Raw genomic sequence first — 20,692 nt, 5'->3', positions numbered from 1 at the left:
GTATTTTACAAAAACCGATTCAAATCTAAATCGTTAATCGCACCATGAGAGGCATGCGCAACTACAACACCATTTCTTATTACCAAAAGTTGAGGAGACTGATGCATGACTTGAAATTTATAACCCACTTCGTTAGACACATCACGGTAACTTAACAAATCTAAATAATACAAATCCATTTCATTTTCGGTAAAATTATAGGTCGCAACAAACTGTTTCATCACCATAGAGCTAATACCACAACGCGTGGAGTGCTTAAAAATCACCTGAGTTTTAGTAGCCGATTTTTTTTCTATAAGACTAAGTTGATTCAAATCATTGAGAGCAATCCAAGGGAGTTCCTTCTTGTTTTCTGTCTCACTACTACCAAATAATTTCTTTAATATTCCCATAACAAACGTATTAATCCTTGAAAACAAGGATAGATGATTTTTTATTTTATAAATTCCTAAGCGTTTAGAAATCTTTATTTCACAACCTTATAAGTCGTAACCTTTCAACAACCTTACAAACTGACTAAAAGTCGTGATCGTAAATTTTTTTACAGACATTTTGTCGCTCTAGTTGAGTTGGTAAGGTTATTGACTCATTGTGTAAAAGTAAAGCTAATGAAAATAGTTTTACAATGACAAAACGGAAATATTAACATGATTTACTCGAGAGAGAAAATCAAAAAAATAAAAAACCATATGAATTTAAGTAACTTTACAATAAAATCGCAGGAAGCCATACAGCAAGCACAGCAAATTGCTCAGGGTTACGGGCATCAGCAAATAGAAAATGAGCATATTTTTAAAGGCATTTTTGAGGTTGATGAAAATGTATTACCATTCCTATTAAAAAAGCTAAACGTTAACATTGGCATACTTAAACAAACCATAGACAAGCAATTAGAAAGCTTTTCTAAAGTTACTGGTGGTGAAATTATGCTTTCGCGCGACGCTGGAAAAACGTTAAACGAAGCTGCGATAATTGCCAAAAGCATGAAAGACGAATACGTGTCTATTGAGCACTTAATATTAGCGGTTTATAAATCTAATAGTAAAATTGCTCAAATGCTAAAAGACCAAAGCGTAACCGAAAAAGGCTTAAAAGCCGCTATTGAGGAATTACGTCAAGGTCAAAATGTAACATCACAAAGTCAAGAGGACACTTACAACTCATTAAATAAATACGCTAAAAACTTAAATCAATTAGCTAAAGACGGAAAATTAGACCCGGTTATTGGTCGAGATGAAGAAATACGTAGAATTCTTCAAATTCTAACACGTCGAACCAAAAACAATCCCATATTAATCGGTGAACCAGGCACAGGAAAAACTGCCATTGCCGAAGGTTTAGCTCACCGAATTATTGATGGTGATATCCCAGAAAATTTAAAAAACAAACAAATTTTCGCACTCGATATGGGAGCTCTAATTGCTGGAGCAAAATACAAAGGCGAATTTGAAGAACGTTTAAAAGCTGTTATTAAGGAAGTGACTACTAGCGATGGTGATATTGTACTATTTATAGACGAGATCCACACACTTGTTGGCGCTGGTGGCGGACAAGGCGCTATGGATGCCGCAAATATTTTAAAGCCAGCCTTAGCTAGAGGAGAACTTAGAGCTATTGGTGCGACCACCTTAGATGAATATCAAAAATATTTTGAAAAAGACAAGGCTTTAGAGCGACGTTTTCAAAAAGTAATGGTCGATGAACCCGATACAGAAAGTGCGATCTCAATTTTAAGAGGTATTAAAGAAAAATACGAAACACACCATAAAGTACGTATTAAAGACGAGGCCATTATTGGAGCTGTAGAGCTATCACAACGTTATATAACAAACCGTTTTTTACCAGATAAAGCCATTGATTTAATGGATGAGGCCGCATCAAAACTTCGAATGGAAATCAACTCTAAACCAGAAGAATTAGATGTTTTAGACCGAAAAATCATGCAACTCGAAATTGAGATTGAAGCCATTAAACGCGAAAAAGACGAGGCCAAATTAAAATCACTGCGCTTAGACTTGGCTAATATAAAAGAGGAGCGTAATGAATTAAATGCCAAATGGAAAAGTGAGAAAGAGGTTGTTGATAATATACAGAGCATTAAACAAGATATTGAAAACTACAAACTTGAAGCAGAGCGTGCAGAACGTGACGGCGATTACGGCAAAGTAGCCGAATTGCGCTACGGTAAAATAAAAGAAGCTCAAGAAACCTTAGAGAAGTACCAAAAACAATTGCAAGAACAAGCTGAAAACACTTTAATAAAAGAAGAAGTGACCTATGATGATATTGCAGAAGTAGTGGCCAAATGGACTGGTATTCCTATAACTAAAATGCTACAAAGTGAACGCGAAAAGCTTTTAAATTTAGAAGACGAATTACACAAACGTGTTGTTGGTCAAGAGGAAGCCATTATCGCGGTAAGTGATGCCGTAAGACGCTCTAGAGCCGGATTACAGAATCCGCAAAAACCTATTGGTACATTTCTTTTTCTAGGAACAACTGGAGTAGGAAAAACCGAACTGGCTAAAGCATTAGCCGAATATTTATTTGATGATGATAATGCCATGACCAGAATTGATATGAGTGAGTACCAAGAACGTCATGCCGTTAGTAGATTAGTAGGTGCGCCTCCAGGATACGTGGGGTATGATGAAGGCGGACAACTTACAGAAGCGGTTCGAAGAAAACCCTATTCTGTAGTGCTTTTAGATGAAATTGAAAAAGCACATCCAGACACTTTTAACATCTTACTTCAAGTTCTAGACGAAGGTCGTTTAACCGATAATAAAGGACGAGTAGCAGACTTTAAAAACACCATTATAATAATGACCTCTAACATGGGAAGCCACTTAATTCAAGAACGTTTTGAGGCCACAAACGATATAGAATCTGCAATTGAAGCTGCAAAAGTTGATGTTTTAGGTTTATTGAAACAAAACGTGCGTCCCGAGTTTTTAAATAGAATTGATGACACGATTATGTTTACGCCTTTAAGCAAAGACAACATTATAGATATTGTAGGATTACAGTTAAAAAATGTAAGTAAAATGATTGCAGAACAAGGTATAACTTTCGATGCCACTCCCGAAGCTATAAACTACTTAGCTAACAAGGGTTATAATCCAGAATACGGAGCAAGACCTGTAAAGCGTGTTATTCAAAAAGAAGTTTTAAACGCGCTAAGTAAAGAAATTTTGGCTGGAAAAATAACGACAGATAGTATTATACTTTTAGATGCTTTTAATGATGAGTTAGTTTTTAGAAACCAAAATAAAGTAGTTAGTGAAGAGATTTAAACTCTATAATTTATTTTATAAATAACTATAATTAGTCATAAAAACCAACCTTGTTCTAAAATTAGAATAGGGTTGGTTTTTTTCTATTATAACTCAACAATCCACAAATACCCTTTTGGTCAACATAGAGCATTAGATCAATAGAAGCCAAACTTCTGTATCTCATAACATGCGCTGTACCTTCATAAAATACCATGGACTTATCACAAAAAAAATCTCAAAAAATATTACCGACAACAATATTATTAACCGATGATTGTTAATTAAAAACTTGTTAAAATTCATACAAAACAGATTTAATTTCATAGATTTACTTTCAGTTAAATTATATTTTTATTTGTAAACCCAATACCCCAATTCGTTTCCAAATAAAACACATTTAAAGCCTACTTATTTATATGCAAATTGCTGATTATTTAGAATACGCGTTATTACATCCTTCAACTTCAGAAAGAAACATTATAGATTTATGCGCAGATGCGCAGACACACAATTATAAGTTTATTAATATTCATACCTCTTACCTAACCTTAGCTAAACAATTGCTAAAAAACACCAATATTAAAATCTGCACGCCCGTTGGTTTTCCGTTAGGTGCAACAACCTCAGAAGTTAAAGTTTACGAAGCTGAAAAAGCGAGACAGCTTGGCGCTAATGAGATTGATATGGTAATCAACCAAGGCTTGCTTAAAAGTAAAAATTACGTTTCTGTGTTAAAAGATATCACCGACGTAAAATTGGCTATTGGAAATACACCACTTAAGGTCATCATTGAGATTTCTGAATTAAATAAAAACGAAATTATTAGAATCTGTGAAATTTGTTTAGATGCTAACATCGACTATATAAAAACATCTAGTGGTTTTTCTAAAAATGGAGCCACCCTAAGTACCGTAAAAATTATACGAAAAACAGTAAGAAATCACATTAAAATAGCTGCTTTTGATGGTATTGAAGATTATGAGACGGCTCTTAAATATATAGAAGCTGGTGCCGACAGAATTGGAGTTAATTACGGCGTACAGCTTGTTGGAAAAACTCGCGCTAAGAAAAACTCTAAAATATTTAAACAATACATTAAAACTTTTAAAGAAGAAGATGTTCTTGAAACAAAACATTTTTCAGATAATATTTAACATCCTACGTAAACACCAAAAAAGCTAAACCACATTTAAATTTGTTTAGCTTTTTTTTAAGCTTAATATTTACACTAACTTTAGCGCTAATAACAATACGTAATCTATTTAAATTTAAAAACGTATCTAAACACTAATTATGAAGCCTTTAAACACCTACATAGATCACACCCTTTTAAAACCAACAGCAACCAATCTTGATATTATAGAACTTTGCAAAGAAGCTATTGCTCATGAGTTTTTTTCGGTGTGTGTGAATAGTTGTTATGTCTCTTTAGCAAAAGAGCAACTTAAAAATACTAATGTTAAAGTTTGTAGCGTTATAGGATTTCCGCTAGGTGCTGCATCCACTCAAGCTAAAGTTGATGAGGCTAAAACAGCATTAAGTCATGGTGCTGATGAGATTGACATGGTAATTAACTTAGGTTTTCTTAAAAGCAAAGATTTTGATGCCGTTTGGCAAGATATTGAAGCCGTAAAAAAAATAATGCCTAAAAATGTATTAAAAGTTATTTTAGAAACATGTTATTTAGACCATTTAGAAATCATAAAAGCTAGTGAACTGGCGGTACAAAGTGGAGCAGATTTTATTAAAACATCTACTGGGTTTGGTTCAGGTGGTGCTACCATGAATGACGTAAAGCTTATGAAAAGTGTTGCGAAAAACACAGCTAAAATTAAAGCTTCTGGAGGGATAAGAGACAAAAAAACGGCATTAGAATATATAAACCTTGGTGTGGAACGCCTTGGAACATCATCTGGAATTGCCATTGTTACAGATAAAACATCTAATTCAAACTATTAAAAGCATGAGCGTACATATTGAAGCAGCAAAAGGCGATATTGCCGAAACTATTTTACTTCCTGGAGATCCTTTACGTGCAAAATGGATAGCCCAAACCTTTTTTGAAAACCCCATATGTTTTAATCAAGTAAGAGGCATGCTCGGTTATACTGGAACTTATAAAGGCACTCCTATTTCTGTTATGGGTACTGGGATGGGGGTACCTTCAATATCTATTTATGCGCACGAGTTAATTACAGAATATGCTGTTAAAAACCTGATTAGAGTTGGTAGTGCAGGCTCGTACCAAAAGCATATTAAAATTAGAGATATTGTTTTAGCCATGTCGGCTTCTTCAAATTCTGGTGTTAATGCCTTGCGATTTAGTGGTGCAGACTACGCTCCTACTGCAAATTTTGAATTGTTTCAAAAAGCAGTTGAAATTGCAAAAGAGAAGAAAATTCCAATTAAAGCAGGCAATGTTTTTACTTCAGATGAATTTTATGCCGACGATTTTGAGTCGTACGAAAAATGGTCGCAATTTGGTGTGCTTTGTGTAGAAATGGAAAGTGCTGGTTTATATACTGTTGCAGCCAAACACAATGTTAACGCCCTATCTATTTTAACCATATCTGATTCTTTAGTTACAGGTGAACGCACCACAAGTAAAGAACGCGAAACGACATTTTCTGAAATGGTAGAAATTGCGATGGAACTGGCCTAAAAAACAAACGCATAAACGGTAAGACCACACTAGTAGATATGTGTGCAAGATTAATCTTATAATTTATGTGGTTTTAGAACAATTTTTACCGGGTTTAGAACTATTTTAATGGTTCTATTTCAACATTCTTTAAATCAATTTTAGATAGCAATTCCAATTGGTTATTTTCAAATAACTCCCCTAAGTCTAATAAAGAAATATTGTGGTCTTTGGGTTTATAATTATAATAATCTACAACTCTTACCCCTTTTATATACCGCTCGTTATACGCCGCTCGAAAGCGTAATCCTATACCCTGTTTTTCTTTAAACGAATACGCAAGATACTCTGTTTTATAATCTTCAGTATTAATCCAGTACACGAAAACATCTTCAAAATCTTCACCTCCACCTTCTTTATTAAACGTAATTTTAATTTTGTGATACGGTTTTCCTTTCAGATCAACCTTTTTTAAATATTCTTTATTTACCGCCTTGTCATTTAAACCAAATGGCAAGACTGAAAAATAATGAACAGAATTTACTGCGGTCGAATAACGCTTAACTTCAGTTGGAGTAATTTCAGTAAGCTTATTATTTATAAATCGCTCAAATCCATTATTTGACAAGAGGTCTCTAACGGTGTTTAAGGAGTCTTTAAATCGACGCTCCAACTGAAATATGCCGTTATTTCGAGTCGCTTTATAATATTTGTCTCTAAAGTTAAACGACAGGGTTGCATTTGCAATTATGGCGCCACCTGAAATTGCGATCGATTTGTCGACCACATCTTGAGCCGAGCTGTCTTTCGTATTTTCACAACTTAAAAATAAAGCGAAAACGCTGATGATTAGAATCCATTTTTTCATATTTACCATTCTAGTACAAAGTATTAAGTTAGGCATAAATGCAAATAAAACGAACTATTCTATTCAATTTCGCGCCTGTGTGTTTAATGTACAACCTAAATTTGCTTCAGCAACTCATCTACCGCTCTTTTTAATTGTGTGTCTTTATTTTTGGCTTTATCGTCTGGATTATTGAGCACAAAAATATCTGGAACAGCTGGGACGAAGTCCATATTATCGCCGGTTTCTTTTACAAACCACCCTCTAAACGGCATTCTAACGCTAGAACCGTCAATTAAACGTGCAGAACCTGTGGAGATAACCGCTCCAAAAGTGGGCTCACCTACTAAAGTTCCTAAACCTAATGCTTTGTAGGCATGCGAAAAAATCTCAGCATTGGAATAGCTTGTATGATTACACAACGCTATAGAAGGTTTTGTCCAAGAAGCTAATGGTAGTCGTTCGCTAAATGGATAATGATTCTTAAATTTGTCATGTCCAATATTTAAGTTATTCGAGGCACCACGTGGTATGGTATAAGCGTGTTGTTTTACGTTTAATACCGCCATTAAGTAATCGGTTGTCCAACCACCACCATTAAAACGCACATCAATTACCAGTCCTTTTTTTCCTAAACCAGCCGCTGTGAGTTCACGCTCAAACCGCTCGAAACTGGTCCAATTCATGCCCTGAATATGGATGTATCCCAATTGGCCGTTTGAGTATTTTTCTGTTAATTGTTTTCGCGCTTTAACCCAAGCGGTATAATTTTCAAGTCGGTTGCTAATTTTTGGTCTAATAACCACTTCAATAGAATTATTTCCGCGTTTAAGATCCAGGTAGATTTTCTCGTTTGCTGTACCCTCTAATACATTATAAACATTTAAATTCTTTGTTAACTTTGTTCCATTTACAGCCGTTATTACGTCGCCAACCTGTATTTTGCTGCTAATTCTATCGCTTGGCATATTACCAACAACGGTTTCCACTCTTAAACTACCGTTAGTATTAGGCACAAACTCTAAACCTAATAAGCCCGTACGCTGGCGTTGCAAATCTTCTCGAAATTCTCTTGAGCGAAAGCCCATATGACTGGCATTTACCTGACCCAACATCCAATTAAACATGTTTTGAAAATCTATTCGAGTAGACGCTCGCATGGCTAAGGGTTTGTATATTTCCTTTAATACATTCCAATCTTGTCCATGGAAATTAGGGTCGTAAAAACCATCATTAATGGCTTTCCAAGCTTCTTCAAATATTTGATTAGATTCTTCGTGATAATTCACGTTTAATCTTGCCGAAATTGGTAAACTTTCAATGTTGTCGGAGGCCAAAATAATTTTTGAAAGACTACCAGTCCCCTGAGTCATAAATAAATTTTGATATTTTTTATCGACCACAATATTAGATGGTCTTTTGTTCGCTTTTGTTATTGCTTTTCTATCTTTACCATCCCATGAAATTTTAAATAAATCGGATTCTGTATCGGCATCTCCTCGAGTTCCATTACCGGTAGTGTAATAAATTGTTTTACCATCTTTAGAAAATGCTTGAGCAAATTCTCCTCCCGTAAAGGAAGTAACTTGTATTTGTCGCTCGTGAATGGCTTCAAAGTCAATTATAACATCCTTTATCTCTTCCTTTTTCTCTTGGTTACCGTTGCTGCTTTTATCTTTACCGTTTTTGTTTTTACTCTTATCGGCTTCCTTATCTTCTTCTTTCCAATCTTCAGGTGTTTTTTCCCAATCTGCTTTATTTAACCAAGTAAACCAAACATCATAATCGCTATTATTCCTGTTTGATGAAAACATTAATTTTTTTCCATCGTTACTCCAAATTGGCCCATAATCCTGTTTAGGATGCATAGAAATATTAACAGGGTCTAGAGTATTATCTGCTTTATGAATATAAATTTCGCTATTAAAATCTAAATCTTTTAAACTATAGGCCAACCATTTAGAGTCTGGAGACCAAGACACACCACTAGGGGTATCCCAACCGTCGAGTAAGGTTTTTTCGTTTTCTATTTTTCCTGTGTTGCTAATAGTTGCTACAATAAGTTTTCCTCGACCACGAATAAATGCCATTTGTTTTCCGTTGGGTGCGATAACAAGATTACTTTCGCCTTCATTGGTTTTTGTAATCCTTTCTATCTTGTGCTTTAGGGTTTTAAATAAATTACTTTCTTTGTTATCGCCAGAACGTAGGGTATATATGTTATTTTGACCATCTCTATCGGAAATAAAGATTAGAGTACTATCGTTAATCCACGAGGCCATTCTGTCTCTGTAAGGTGACTTCGAAACATTTACAGTCCTATTTTCGTCCTTTGAGTTTCCTCTTAGAAATATTTCTCCTCTTAGGTTTAAAGCGGTATATGCTCCGTTAGGCGATATTGCAATGTCATTAATGTTACTCGTGTATGTTTTGCGCTCGATAGGATCAAATCGATAATCGGCAGCGATATTAATATTTACTTCTTTTTGAGAATTTGTAGCTGTATTAATAATAAAAATTTTATCGGCTTTAGCTAAGATTATGGCCTGTCCATTTCTGCTCACATTAAACGAAAAAAGCCCCATATCTTTAAATGCACTCACTTGCTCAATTTGATCTTGTTTTTCTCCCGTCTCTGAAATTTTGAGTTTATGCACATTGTATTTCCCACTCCGAGACGATTGAAAATATATGGTGTTATTATCGCCCCATTGCGGGTAAAAATCGTTTCCGTTAAAAGTGGTTAACTGGGTGTATGTATCATTTTTTATGTTGTACAACCAAAGATCTCGATTCGCCGAACCACGGTAGGCCTCGCGCTCTAATCTACAACTGCCTTTAACAAAGACCACAAAGTGACCATTTGGAGACACCTTAAAATCGAAACCTAAAGCGTCCATAAAACGCATTGGTGTACCGCCTTTATCGCTAACTAAATGTACTTCATATTCTCGTTCTACCTGGGCAAAATCTCGTCGAGTCGCGAAAAGAATATCTCCGTTTTTTGTATAATCTGTTAAAATATCGTTTGCAGAGTGGTGTGTTAGGCGTTTAGACAACCCCCCATTCGATGGAATAATATAAACATCGTTATTGCCAAATCGATTACTTTGAAAAGCTATAGATTGACCGTCTGCACTCCAGATTGGATTGGTATCGTAACCCTCGTGAACCGTTAATCGTTTTGCGTTTTCACCATTACTATTTGCTGTCCAGATATCGCCTTGATAATTAAAAGCTATTTGTGTGCCATTAGGACTTAATGCTGGTAAATGTACTATGGGATTTTGACCTAAACTAACATTAATATTCAGTAATATTATTGTTATTAGTAGTAAATGTCGTTTCATAAAAGGGTTGGATTAGTTTTTAATGTACTAAAATAAAAAACACAGATATTAAACCTGTGTTTTTTAACATAATATTTAGACAAGTACTTATTTTAAGACCTTAATCTATTTAGGTAATAAACCTACTCTAATGCACTACTCGCATTAAGTGCATAAATGGCAAAACTCCCTAACCAATGCCCGCCCTCGTAACTATCGCCAACGATGCTTGGTAAAGAATAATTTAGATGATAATTCGCTATATCTTTAAGATGTTCATAATCGGGTAAATCTTTAGCAATTTTGTTTAAGTTCCAAGCTCGAGAAAAATTAACACCGTCTAAATGCACTAGTTTACCATCGCCCCTATCGGATACCTTACCAGGGGCTAGTTTAAAATTTTCATCACTTAATTGTGGTAAAAATTCAGCTAACCATATTTTAAAATCCTTTAAGGGCAACACGCGTTTCATTAAAGCCGCCTCTTCCAAACACGGGGATAAAAAATCGAAACCACTAGGTTCCCAAGTTATAGGGCAATCTGCATCTTTTAAATAAAAATCTTTGGTGCGTTGTTCAATTAAACTTTTTAGCTCTTGATTATTAAGGGTGTTTGCATAATCCCAAGCAAAACTTAGCCCAAAAGCGGTATTTGTATGCTCACCAACACGAATTGGATAATTTAATTTTGGTAAAAACTCCAAGTACTTATCGATTATTAATTGCGTTAATGGCTGCAAATTAGATTCTAAAGTTCTCGCCGTTTTATCATTCCAAGTATGTAATTCTTCGGCAAGCTTTAGTAACCACGCCCAACCGTAAGTACGCTCGAAAGACTTGTTGTGCTTATTATTAAAAAAATGTAATTCGGCTTCTATGTTTTCTTTGGAAATGTTTTCAAGTAAACCTTTTTTTATAACATCAGCATTATCAAGGTTTGGAAACTGTTTTAATAAACTAACTAAAGTCCAATGTCCATGAACCGACGAATGCCAGTCAAAACAACCATAAAACGTCGGATGTAATGCGCTAGGTGGTTTTAAATCGTCTGCACTACCTAATGTTTGAGACAACTTATTCGGGTATTCTAATTGAATACAATTTAAAGGTAGTTGTGCTAATATGTTTGCCTCTTTTAAATCCAATTTAGGAGTTTTAGCCATACGCGGAGATACACCAACCGTTTCTTTAGGGGATTCTAAAACAGTTTTATCTTTTTTTGAAGAATTACAGCTCAAGATTAAAGCTAGAACGAATACGAAAAGGTATTTCATCATGTTTTACGGGTTTATAAATTTTTAAAGTTATGGTTTCAATTTTAATAAAACAATATGTTTTTAATGGTCTATTACACTAGAACACTTGCTTAAAAAAAAATTAACAATGTAATGTCGTATACAATTCGTTTACTCACATCTTTCTATTTTATAAATAGGTGTTCCTGATGTGCTTCGCAGTTCTTTTTCGCCCGTATTTGGGTATCAAATAAAACCATAACTCCGGCTATACTTTGATTTTAGCTCACGCTTCTATTACAGTAAAAAAACGCGTTCGTGAATCTGCGATTTCTATCTCATCTCAACAAAAAATAGTTCAAATTAACCATACCACATTTCAAAATTAAAATGATATAATATTATTTTATGGACTATTTAAAATCAATTACATTTCAAGTATTTACCAGTAGACCCAGTTTCGTGTGGTTGTAATTGATATATAAAATCTGGTTTTAATAAATTTTCTTCAACTTGGTGCGAAACGTACAACATGGCAGTTTGGGTTTCTGTAGCAATTTTGTTAACTAAGGTAGTAAACAACGCAGCGTCGAAATCATCCAATCCATTGGTGGGCTCGTCTAAAATAAGCAGTGGTGGCTGCTTAACCATGGCTCTTGCAATTAAAACTAAGCGCTGGTGCCCAACAGATAAAGATAGAAAAGGACTATCTTTTAAGTGGTACATATTTAAAATTTTTAACCATTGGTGGGCTATTGCAACTTGCCTTTCATTTGGTTTTTTATAAAGTCCTACAGAATCAAAAAAACCAGAGATGATCATCTTTTCGATGGCTTGAGAACGCTCAAATCCACGTAGGTATTCTGAGGAGAAATACCCTATTTTTCTTTTTATATCCCAAATACTTTCACCACTGCCTTTTTTAACTCCAAACAAACTAATATCTTGATTATAAGCCTTTGGATTATCTCCCGAAATGAGACTTAAAAGTGTGCTTTTTCCTGAACCGTTTGGCCCTGATAGCTGCCAGAACTCACCCGGTTTAATTTCCCAATTAATATTTTTAACAATGCATTTACTTTCATAACTTATGGTAACCTGATTAAACTTAACCAAGGTATCATACTCCTTTACATGAGCAATATAAGGTTTGGGTAAATGCAAATTAAAAATGGAGTTTGTTTGCTTTTCTAAAAGCGTTGCTTTTTTACATAACACCGGAGTATTATTTTCAATTTTGTAACACTTATCTATAAAAGGTAAAATATCTCGTTTGCGAGTTGTTATTTGAATTATAGGTATGCTTTGCGCTAAACCCTCTAGAGTTTTTACAATAGACTTTTGAGCATTTGTGTCTAAATTACCAAATACATTATCGATTACAAGATATTGTGGATTCAGATTTATAAGATGTTCTAATAGGGCAATTTTCCGTTCACCTTCAGAAGAGTTAACCAAGCTATTATTTGTTTTGGTAAGTACGTCATATTTATCATGACGCACTTCGTCTTGCATAAATTTATCTAAAGTTGATTTTGAGAAAAGTGCCCCATTTAAACCTGAGAATTCCCCGAATAAATCTTCGCAAATAATACGCTTGATAAGTTTTTCCTTATCCTCGCTATTAGAGATATAAAGCGCAGTGTGAGAGACCACAGAGATGATGTTTTAAAATAAATTACCTTAAGATTTGCCAGTATGAAAGGCCACTAAACCTTCAATTGGTCTGCGCTCAATATTACCAACTTTAAATCCCATTTCTTGTGCCACTTGTTCAATTTCTGGTTTTGAGAAAAAAGCAATAGATCCGGCAAAATGAACAGGAACTGTTTTAATTTCTTCCTTAAACTGCATAATCATCGTCGTGGCAAATAGACGAATACCTGTTTTTATAAGGTTTATAATGTATGCTGAGTCTTTATGTAAAAACATAAATTCAGCAAAACTGGCTAAATAAGCATTCGGATTGGGCTGCTTGTATAAATTATATTTAATATAGTCGTCGTCCACATTAAACTTGGTTTCGAAAGCAATTTTAACATCTTCAGGCATATTATTAAAGTAATAGTCTCTAATTAATTGACGCCCATAGTAATTTCCTGAGGCATCGTCCATAATGGAATACCCTAGAGATTTAACCCGTTTATGTTCTATTTTACCATCGTAATAGCTACAGTTTGATCCTGTACCTAAAATGCAAACCACGGCGGCTTCGGTTGGACTGTTAATCGTAGCGTAAACTGCAGCCATAGTATCTTCCTGAACTTCGACAGCGGCTTTTTTAAATAATTTCTCTAAAACACCTTTTAAGAGTTCTTTGGGTTTGTCGGTACCACAACCAGCACCATAAAAATAGATATTAGTAACTTGATCACTGATAGCGATTAACTCCTTATTTTTTTTTATAGTTTTTTTTAATTTTTTAACTGGCAGTATCGCAGGGTTTAAACCTTTAGTACGCATTTTTTCTAACAACTGATTACCGTTATTATCTACTGCAATCCAGTCGCATTTTGTAGAACCACTATCAACAATTAAAATCATAAATTTCGAGATAAAAATGCCGCAGAATGGTTTGTTTTTAAGCTTTAATTCTGCGGCAGTATATTAATATTATAGTGCGCCAATATGTTCGGCTAAATCGACTAATTTCGAAGAATAGCCATACTCATTATCGTACCAAGATACCAGTTTAACAAAGTTATCGTTTAAGGCCATACTTGCATTAGCATCGAAGGTGCTCGTTACGGGATCGGATACAAAATCTTGAGATACTACACCTTCTTCTGTATACCCTAAGATGCCTTTTAATTCGTTTTCAGAAGCTTGTTTTAAAGCCGCTTTTACCTCATCCCAAGTAGCACTTTTTTCTAAACGACAAGTTAAATCTACCACAGAGACATTAACAACTGGTACTCTAAAAGCCATACCAGTTAATTTACCATTTAATTCTGGAATAACCTTACCCACCGCTTTTGCTGCTCCCGTAGAGGCTGGTACTATATTATTTAAAGAAGCGCGACCTAATCTATAATCTTTTGCAGAGGCACCATCGACCGTGAATTGTGTTGCTGTTGCCGCATGAACTGTAGTCATTAATCCTTCTGCAATTCCAAATTTATCATTAATTACTTTAGCCAAAGGCGCTAAGCAATTCGTTGTACATGATGCAGCAGATACAATCGTGTCTGATGCTGTAATATGGTTGTGATTAACTCCCATTACAAACATTGGAGCATCTGCAGAAGGCGCAGAAATAGCCACTTTTTTAGCTCCAGCAGTAATATGTTTTTGAGCGCCCTTAAGGTCTTTAAAAATACCCGTACAATCTAGAACGATTTCTGCTCCCACTTCATCCCATTTTAAATCTTCAGGATTACGCTCTGCCGTAACTCTTATTTCCTTTCCGTTTACTATTAATTTTCCTTTTTGTGTTTCGATAGTGCCGTTAAATTTTCCATGCACAGAATCGTATTTTAGAAGGTAAGCCAGATGTTCTACATCTAATAAATCATTAATTCCAACAACCTCAACGTTTGGTCTTTCGGCAGCAATTCTAAAAGCTATTCTTCCAATTCTTCCAAATCCGTTAATTCCAATTTTTAATTTTGACATAATACTTTGTATTAAAGTTAAATGCTCATAATATCTGAGACACGTAATAATTCTAAATTTATTTTTGTTTTTCCTTTTATGGCGCTTTCTAAAGGTGTTAATTTCATTTCGCCATTCTTCAAACCAACCATATAATTCGATTTGCCTTCAAGCAAAGATTCGACAGCTTTTACGCCCATTCGACTTGCTAAAACACGATCGAAACAAGAGGGTGAGCCACCGCGTTGCATGTGCCCTAAAACCGAAACTCGAACATCGTAATCTTCTAGGTTTTCATCTACAAAATCTTTTAGCTCAAACACATTTTTACCGATTTTATCACCTTCTGCAACAATAACGATACTCGATGATTTACCCGATTTTCTGCTACGGTTAAGAGATTCTACTAGCCGATCTAAACCTAAATCTTCTTCAGGAATTAAAATCTCTTCTGCACCACCGGCAATGCCCGCGTTTAAAGCAATATGCCCAACATCGCGACCCATAACCTCGATAAAAAACAATCTATTATGAGAACTTGCGGTATCGCGTATTTTATCGATAGCATCAACCACGGTGTTTAGGGCAGTATCGAAACCTAAGGTATGCGATGTGCCATAAATATCGTTATCTATGGTGCCTGGTATTCCAATTACAGGAAAATTATATTCTTGATTAAGTACTAAGGCTCCACTAAAAGAACCGTCTCCCCCTATAACAATAAGGCCATCAACACCTGCATTTGTTAAACTGTTAAACGCCTGCAGACGACCTTCTTTGGTTCTAAATTCTTTAGAGCGGGCCGACTTTAGTATGGTTCCCCCCTTATTTAAAATACCCTTTACGCTTCTAGCATCCATAGGCTTGAAATCGCCTTCTATTAGTCCTTCGTAACCCCGATATACCCCTACACACTCGATATTATGGTACGCACAAGTTCGTGCCACAGACCTAATGGCCGAGTTCATTCCTGGAGAATCGCCTCCTGAGGTAAGCACTCCTATTTTTTTTATTTTTTTTGGCATTAGTTTTATTATTATGAAAGTAAATTTACTAAACTAAAATCATAATAATACAACATATATCACAATTTAATGCCTCTAACACACTAAAACGTTTGCGTGGATATAAAAAACAAATCACAAAGTTTTTTACCGAAACTTAATCAATTATTAATTGTTTTTATTGGACTGCGATTTGTGTGTTATAAAACTTGGCGCGGTATTCGAATCGGTTTCATCTGTAGGGTCTTGAGATAATACAGCTTCCTCTTCTCTTCTTGATGTTTTTTTAACTAGTTTTCTAAGCAACTCCTTAAAGGTATCAAAATCGACGTTGTAAGACAAACCTAAACCTTGGGTATAACCAATATCTTCACCAAAATTTCGAATACTATTTTCTCGGTTAAATACTTTGGCTGTAAGAGTCCCATCTTCATTTAAGAGGAAATTTATTTCAACATCACCGGCAATTGCGGTTCCTGTAGCGCCACCAATTGGCACTCCTATTTTACCATTAATACTTATTTTATCGCTAATTTGGGTTTGAAGCGTTGCACTCACTCGATCGTCTGTTTTATAATCTGGTCTATTTTCTCCAACCTCGTAATTAAATCCGAAATCAAACTTCCCGTTTTCGCTCGTAAAAATACCATTAACAATACCATTTAGACGCTCGGCTATGGTGCCTGAAAAGTTCAAATCACTTAAACTACGCGAAAAGGCACCGGTTGACAATAAATATAATGCCTGATTTTGCCTATCGTCTTTAGACTCTAATCTGTATTGAAGTTCTGATTTGACTGTAGAACTAACACTCGGGAATTCGAATTCGAATTCAGGTTCTGGCTGCTCCAGTTCGCCAGTTAAACTAATATTTAATTCTACGGGAATACTTCGGTTAATGGGGTTATCGAGAAGTGGTGACGGATTTGCTTGCGCTTTGTGGATGGCATTCATGTCTATTCTAGCCTTTAGCGGTGCTCCATCCCAAGCTAATGTTCCGCCGGGTTGTACGATAAATTCTTTTTGAACCAAGCCGGCAAACGCAAAATTATAAACCCCTTCGAACACCGAGAAATCTCCCCACATATTAAACTTACCATTGGTGTTAATCTCAACTAAAAGACCTCCTACTCCGCGGCCTTTTAAAGCGTGCCCTGTATTTTTGTCTATAATAATTTCAACCTCGGCATCTTCAGTAATGTCTAAATCAAAATCTAATTCTAATCCTTTAATCTCTTTAAAAACAAAATCTATACCTTGCTCTTTAGCACGTTTTTCTTCATCGGTAATAAAGTGAATGAAAGAATTATCGCCAAAAGACTCGGTATCGTTCAATGGTATTTTAAACACTGTACCTTTTTTGGTTTCGCCATTAACATTAATAACCAGTTCGGTGGCTGGACCTTTTATACTCGCACTACCTCCAATAAAACCAGTACCAAAGTACAACGATTCTTCACTCTCTTTGGTATCTAATACTAATAGTCTATTGGTATCGATATTTAAATCTAAACTCCATTTCGATAAATTAATATGACTTAATACCCCGTTTAATCGGGCTTTAGAGTTATATTTAGTATCGGTTAGTCTTAAATTTTTAAAAATAAAACTTTGGTTTTCTAAGCTCACTGCGGCTTTGTCGTTAAACTTATAATCAACATTCAAATAAGGCACACCTAAGCCAGAATTATTTAATATTAGATCGCCATTTATGTCTGGTTTTTTTAGATTACCTACAACTTGAGCTTTGCCCGATACAAGTCCCCGTATGTTTGATAAAATTCCATCTAATAATGGGTTTAACGGTTGTAAATTAAAATCATCGAAATCTAAATTAATATCGATATTAGACTGCTTACCTTTAACAATAATATCTCCTGCTGCTTTAAAAGATTTTGTGAATTCGTTTTTAATACTGGCCTCTACATTGTACTTGGTTAAATCTTCATTGCCTTGAATTTCAGCATTAAATTCTCCCAAAGGAAAATCGTTGACTTTAAAATTATCAATAATAATGGACGAGTTAGGCAGATAATTTCCACTTTTCTGAATAACATCTAACTTGCCATTAACGTTGCCCGCCAGAGATAAGCTATCGATATGTGGCGTAATTTTTGCCAGATCTACATTTTTAAAATTAAGTTTTAAATCTTTTTCGGTAGAATCTTTTAAAAACCCTGAAAGCTTTATCTCTTCGTTATTATGATTGACATGAAATTTATCAATATTAAAGGTTGTAAACTTTTTATCGAAAGAGATTTTATTAAATCTATTTTGAGCCTCGTTAATAAACCACTTATTATTTTTAATAGTTACATCAGATTTTTTAAAACCAATTACCGATTCGTTTTTCTCATTAATGGTATGATAAAAGCTCAAATTAAAAATGTCTTTATTTTGCTTTCCGCCTCTAAACTCAGAACGCATAAACAAGGTGTCACTTACCGTTACATTAATTAAATTAAATTTAGACACATTGTAATGCTTAGTACTCATGCTATCTACTTCAACATAGGTATTAAATAACGGATTGTTATTATCTACTTGTATTTCTATTTGGTTGGCGAAATAATCGAATACTTTAATCTCGGGAGATTTAAATGTAAGTCGAAAATCTTTTTCGTCGCTCGCTACTCGCCCTCGAACAAAGGTGTTTTTACCCAATTTAATTTCTGGAAAGAAGACATCGATTATTTTGTTGTATATTTTAAAATTAAAATTAATGTTTTGATTTGCTTTTACTTGATACGGGATGTAATTGGTATAAATGTACCCAATAGAGTTTTCGAATAGCTTCCTTAAATCTTTCAAAACGAATTCTCCTTGAAGTTTGCCTTCAATAATATCTGGAGAATCAATTTCAATAAACCGCGTGTTGTCTTCAAATCGAGACGATACGGCAAATTCGTCAAAATAATAAGTTTCTCTTTGATTTTTATAGGAAGTGTTTTTAAATAGAACACGCCCATAGGCATCGTCGTAATTACTGGCGTTTACGTTCATTTGTAAATGGCTTACAAAAATGGAAACACTATCTTTAGCAATAAAATTCAAGGCGTTTAAATTCGCGTAATCTACATCGGCTTTAAAATCATATTTGTTAACTTTTTCTGAGAAATCGATAAGCCCATTAAAGTTTAACTTTAAATTCTTATCCTTAACCACTAAGTTACCATCAAATATTTTGTTTTTAACATTACCTGCTACATCAATATGTGAGTAATTATAATTGTTATACATGAGTTCAAAAACTTTGCCCTCTACTTGGGTATCTAAATTTTCAGCAATAAACCCGTGGCCATTTACAATTAAATTAAGCGATGTTAATCCAACGTTTGGGTCGTCGATTAAAGTCCCCAAATCAAATTCATTAAAAATTATTCGTCCTTTATAGGATGCATTATCAATATCGTCAATTTTGGTGATTTCCAACTCCGAATCTACAAAACCTAAATCGGTATCAATCTCAAGATTTGCATGTATTGTTGAAGCCGTGATTTTAGACTTACCAACCATTTTAAATTTACCCAACCTGTCGAAAGACGAAGGAATAGCTTCTCCTAAAACATTCGGCAATAATGCTGTTAAATCTCGGTAGGTAGAAGATAAGTTTCTAAAATTGGCATTCATGTAAAAATCACCATCTGCTTTACTAAACAAGTTTTTAAACTTTATATCTCCAACAATTCTTGTATTTCTACTACTTCTTAGCCTTAAATTAGTGGCGCTTAAATTATTTAGAGTTCCAGAGAAGTTTGCGCTAAAGTTAGCATATTGATTCACCCCAAACTCGTTATAGAAAACATTGAGTTCGTTTAAGGCAATATTAGAATCTTCAAAGCTTGCCTTTACCTGTACTTTATCGACAAAATATTGCAAATCTTCACGCTTATAGGCGAACTCCAAATCACCTATTAAAGTAGAAAATGGCGTTTTGGCATTAATATTTTTAAAAGACATATGAGAAGGCGTATAACTAAAATTAGTCATCATATTTTTCATCTCAAGGCCTCTGCTATCTACAAAATTTAGTGTATTTATTCTGGCACTAACATCACTTCCATTAATTAAGAAATTGGTAGCATTAATATTTAAATTTGTAAAATCTAAACGTTTAGCGGTATCGCGATTTTCGTCTATAAGTCTAAAATTTCCGTTGTAGATAGACACGTCGCTAGATGACAACAAGAAACTACTTTTGCCAGACCTTGGGTTATCGTCGTCGAACTTGGCTACAAAAATATCTAAATTCGTATCGGTAGTATCTTTATAGGTTTTAATATTGAAATCTAAATCGATAATGTCAATATCTCCAAAAACCAATTTGCCTTGGTAAAGATTTCTAAAATTTAAAATTGAAGTATTAAGTGCCGCTATATTAATAAGCGTATCTTGTTTATAATCTTCAATATACACGTCTTTTAGCGCGACATCTCCATTAAACCGCAACCCCACTTTATTAATATTTATCTGAGTTCCAAACTCCTCATTTAGGCGTTTAGTCGCATAATTACCTAAGCCTGTTTGAACAAAAGGAATAGAAAGTACCAACACCAAAATGATGAAAAGCAACAGCAAAATGCCGGCAATTTTAGATACTATTTTTAAGGCTGTTTTAATAAGGCTAAAGTTATAATTTTAATGAGAATAAACCATGTTTTTTTATCTACGAATCTGCTAATAATTAAAAGTTAAAAACTAATAATAAAAATTATAATTATTCAATTAAAAAAATAAATGAGTAATTTTGTAGTTACGATTATA

The 20,692-nt window shown here is 34.5% G+C and carries 13 protein-coding genes; 4 read left to right on the top strand and 9 right to left on the bottom strand.

Annotated elements, in window-relative coordinates; all coding sequences use genetic code 11:
• Positions 1 to 5: 5 nt before the first annotated feature.
• Complete coding sequence (ytxJ, locus tag FEZ18_RS11890; protein ID WP_153268518.1) at positions 6 to 392, bottom strand: bacillithiol system redox-active protein YtxJ; 387 nt, start codon at positions 390 to 392, stop codon at positions 6 to 8.
• A 297-nt stretch (positions 393 to 689) separates the two neighbouring features.
• On the opposite strand from ytxJ, the gene clpB reads away from it, so the two are divergent.
• From clpB to deoD, 4 genes are all read left to right on the top strand, one after another.
• A complete protein-coding gene (gene clpB, locus FEZ18_RS11885; protein ID WP_153268517.1) occupies positions 690 to 3,296 on the top strand; it encodes an ATP-dependent chaperone ClpB in 2,607 nt (868 codons plus the stop codon).
• A gap of 398 nt (positions 3,297 to 3,694) precedes the next feature.
• A complete protein-coding gene (gene deoC / locus FEZ18_RS11880; RefSeq protein WP_153268516.1) occupies positions 3,695 to 4,432 on the top strand; it encodes a deoxyribose-phosphate aldolase in 738 nt (245 codons plus the stop codon).
• A gap of 139 nt (positions 4,433 to 4,571) precedes the next feature.
• Positions 4,572 to 5,237, top strand: coding sequence for a deoxyribose-phosphate aldolase (gene deoC, locus FEZ18_RS11875; RefSeq protein WP_153268515.1), 666 nt, complete (start codon positions 4,572 to 4,574; stop codon positions 5,235 to 5,237).
• Between the two features lie 4 nt (positions 5,238 to 5,241).
• Positions 5,242 to 5,940, top strand: a complete 699-nt coding sequence (gene deoD, locus FEZ18_RS11870) for a purine-nucleoside phosphorylase (RefSeq protein ID WP_153268514.1) — start codon at positions 5,242 to 5,244, stop codon at positions 5,938 to 5,940.
• 100 nt (positions 5,941 to 6,040) lie between these two features.
• Here deoD and FEZ18_RS11865 read toward each other — a convergent pair whose 3' ends face one another.
• The 8 genes from FEZ18_RS11865 to FEZ18_RS11830 all read right to left on the bottom strand — a co-directional run bounded on the left by FEZ18_RS11865 (position 6,041) and on the right by FEZ18_RS11830 (position 20,506).
• Positions 6,041 to 6,787 carry a DUF6503 family protein gene (locus FEZ18_RS11865; protein ID WP_228122744.1) on the bottom strand — a complete coding sequence of 249 codons (747 nt, stop codon included), beginning with the start codon at positions 6,785 to 6,787 and terminating at the stop codon, positions 6,041 to 6,043.
• A gap of 95 nt (positions 6,788 to 6,882) precedes the next feature.
• Positions 6,883 to 10,116 (bottom strand): S41 family peptidase, encoded by a 3,234-nt coding sequence (locus tag FEZ18_RS11860; RefSeq protein ID WP_153268513.1) that lies wholly within the window; start codon positions 10,114 to 10,116, stop codon positions 6,883 to 6,885.
• A gap of 122 nt (positions 10,117 to 10,238) precedes the next feature.
• Entirely contained in the window at positions 10,239 to 11,369 is a 1,131-nt protein-coding gene (locus FEZ18_RS11855; protein ID WP_153269113.1) for a DUF2891 domain-containing protein, read from the bottom strand.
• Positions 11,370 to 11,753: 384 nt separating this feature from the next.
• Entirely contained in the window at positions 11,754 to 12,986 is a 1,233-nt protein-coding gene (locus FEZ18_RS11850) for an ABC transporter ATP-binding protein (protein ID WP_153268512.1), read from the bottom strand.
• 27 nt (positions 12,987 to 13,013) lie between these two features.
• Positions 13,014 to 13,874 (bottom strand): BadF/BadG/BcrA/BcrD ATPase family protein, encoded by an 861-nt coding sequence (locus FEZ18_RS11845; protein ID WP_153268511.1) that lies wholly within the window; start codon positions 13,872 to 13,874, stop codon positions 13,014 to 13,016.
• A gap of 69 nt (positions 13,875 to 13,943) precedes the next feature.
• Positions 13,944 to 14,945, bottom strand: coding sequence for a type I glyceraldehyde-3-phosphate dehydrogenase (gap, locus tag FEZ18_RS11840; RefSeq protein WP_153268510.1), 1,002 nt, complete (start codon positions 14,943 to 14,945; stop codon positions 13,944 to 13,946).
• 17 nt (positions 14,946 to 14,962) lie between these two features.
• Complete coding sequence (gene pfkA / locus FEZ18_RS11835) at positions 14,963 to 15,949, bottom strand: 6-phosphofructokinase (protein ID WP_153268509.1); 987 nt, start codon at positions 15,947 to 15,949, stop codon at positions 14,963 to 14,965.
• 147 nt (positions 15,950 to 16,096) lie between these two features.
• Positions 16,097 to 20,506: a translocation/assembly module TamB gene (locus tag FEZ18_RS11830; protein WP_228122742.1), complete on the bottom strand. Its 4,410-nt coding sequence runs from the start codon at positions 20,504 to 20,506 to the stop codon at positions 16,097 to 16,099.
• Between the last annotated feature and the right edge of the window lie 186 nt (positions 20,507 to 20,692).

Origin of the sequence: Oceanihabitans sp. IOP_32 (genome assembly GCF_009498295.1) — a bacterium.
In the GTDB taxonomy this organism is placed as follows: Bacteria; Bacteroidota; Bacteroidia; order Flavobacteriales; family Flavobacteriaceae; genus Wocania; species Wocania indica.
This window is presented reverse-complemented; position numbering and strand designations above follow the sequence as displayed.

What these genes read in the sequence shown, in the direction of transcription:
- ytxJ (WP_153268518.1), bottom strand. Translation starts at nt 392, where the DNA reads ATGGGAATATTAAAGAAATTATTTGGTAGTAGTGAGACAGAAAACAAG.
- clpB (WP_153268517.1), top strand. Translation starts at nt 690, where the DNA reads ATGAATTTAAGTAACTTTACAATAAAATCGCAGGAAGCCATACAGCAA.
- deoC (WP_153268516.1), top strand. Translation starts at nt 3,695, where the DNA reads ATGCAAATTGCTGATTATTTAGAATACGCGTTATTACATCCTTCAACT.
- deoC (WP_153268515.1), top strand. Translation starts at nt 4,572, where the DNA reads ATGAAGCCTTTAAACACCTACATAGATCACACCCTTTTAAAACCAACA.
- deoD (WP_153268514.1), top strand. Translation starts at nt 5,242, where the DNA reads ATGAGCGTACATATTGAAGCAGCAAAAGGCGATATTGCCGAAACTATT.
- FEZ18_RS11865 (WP_228122744.1), bottom strand. Translation starts at nt 6,787, where the DNA reads ATGAAAAAATGGATTCTAATCATCAGCGTTTTCGCTTTATTTTTAAGT.
- FEZ18_RS11860 (WP_153268513.1), bottom strand. Translation starts at nt 10,116, where the DNA reads ATGAAACGACATTTACTACTAATAACAATAATATTACTGAATATTAAT.
- FEZ18_RS11855 (WP_153269113.1), bottom strand. Translation starts at nt 11,369, where the DNA reads ATGAAATACCTTTTCGTATTCGTTCTAGCTTTAATCTTGAGCTGTAAT.
- FEZ18_RS11845 (WP_153268511.1), bottom strand. Translation starts at nt 13,874, where the DNA reads ATGATTTTAATTGTTGATAGTGGTTCTACAAAATGCGACTGGATTGCA.
- gap (WP_153268510.1), bottom strand. Translation starts at nt 14,945, where the DNA reads ATGTCAAAATTAAAAATTGGAATTAACGGATTTGGAAGAATTGGAAGA.
- pfkA (WP_153268509.1), bottom strand. Translation starts at nt 15,949, where the DNA reads ATGCCAAAAAAAATAAAAAAAATAGGAGTGCTTACCTCAGGAGGCGAT.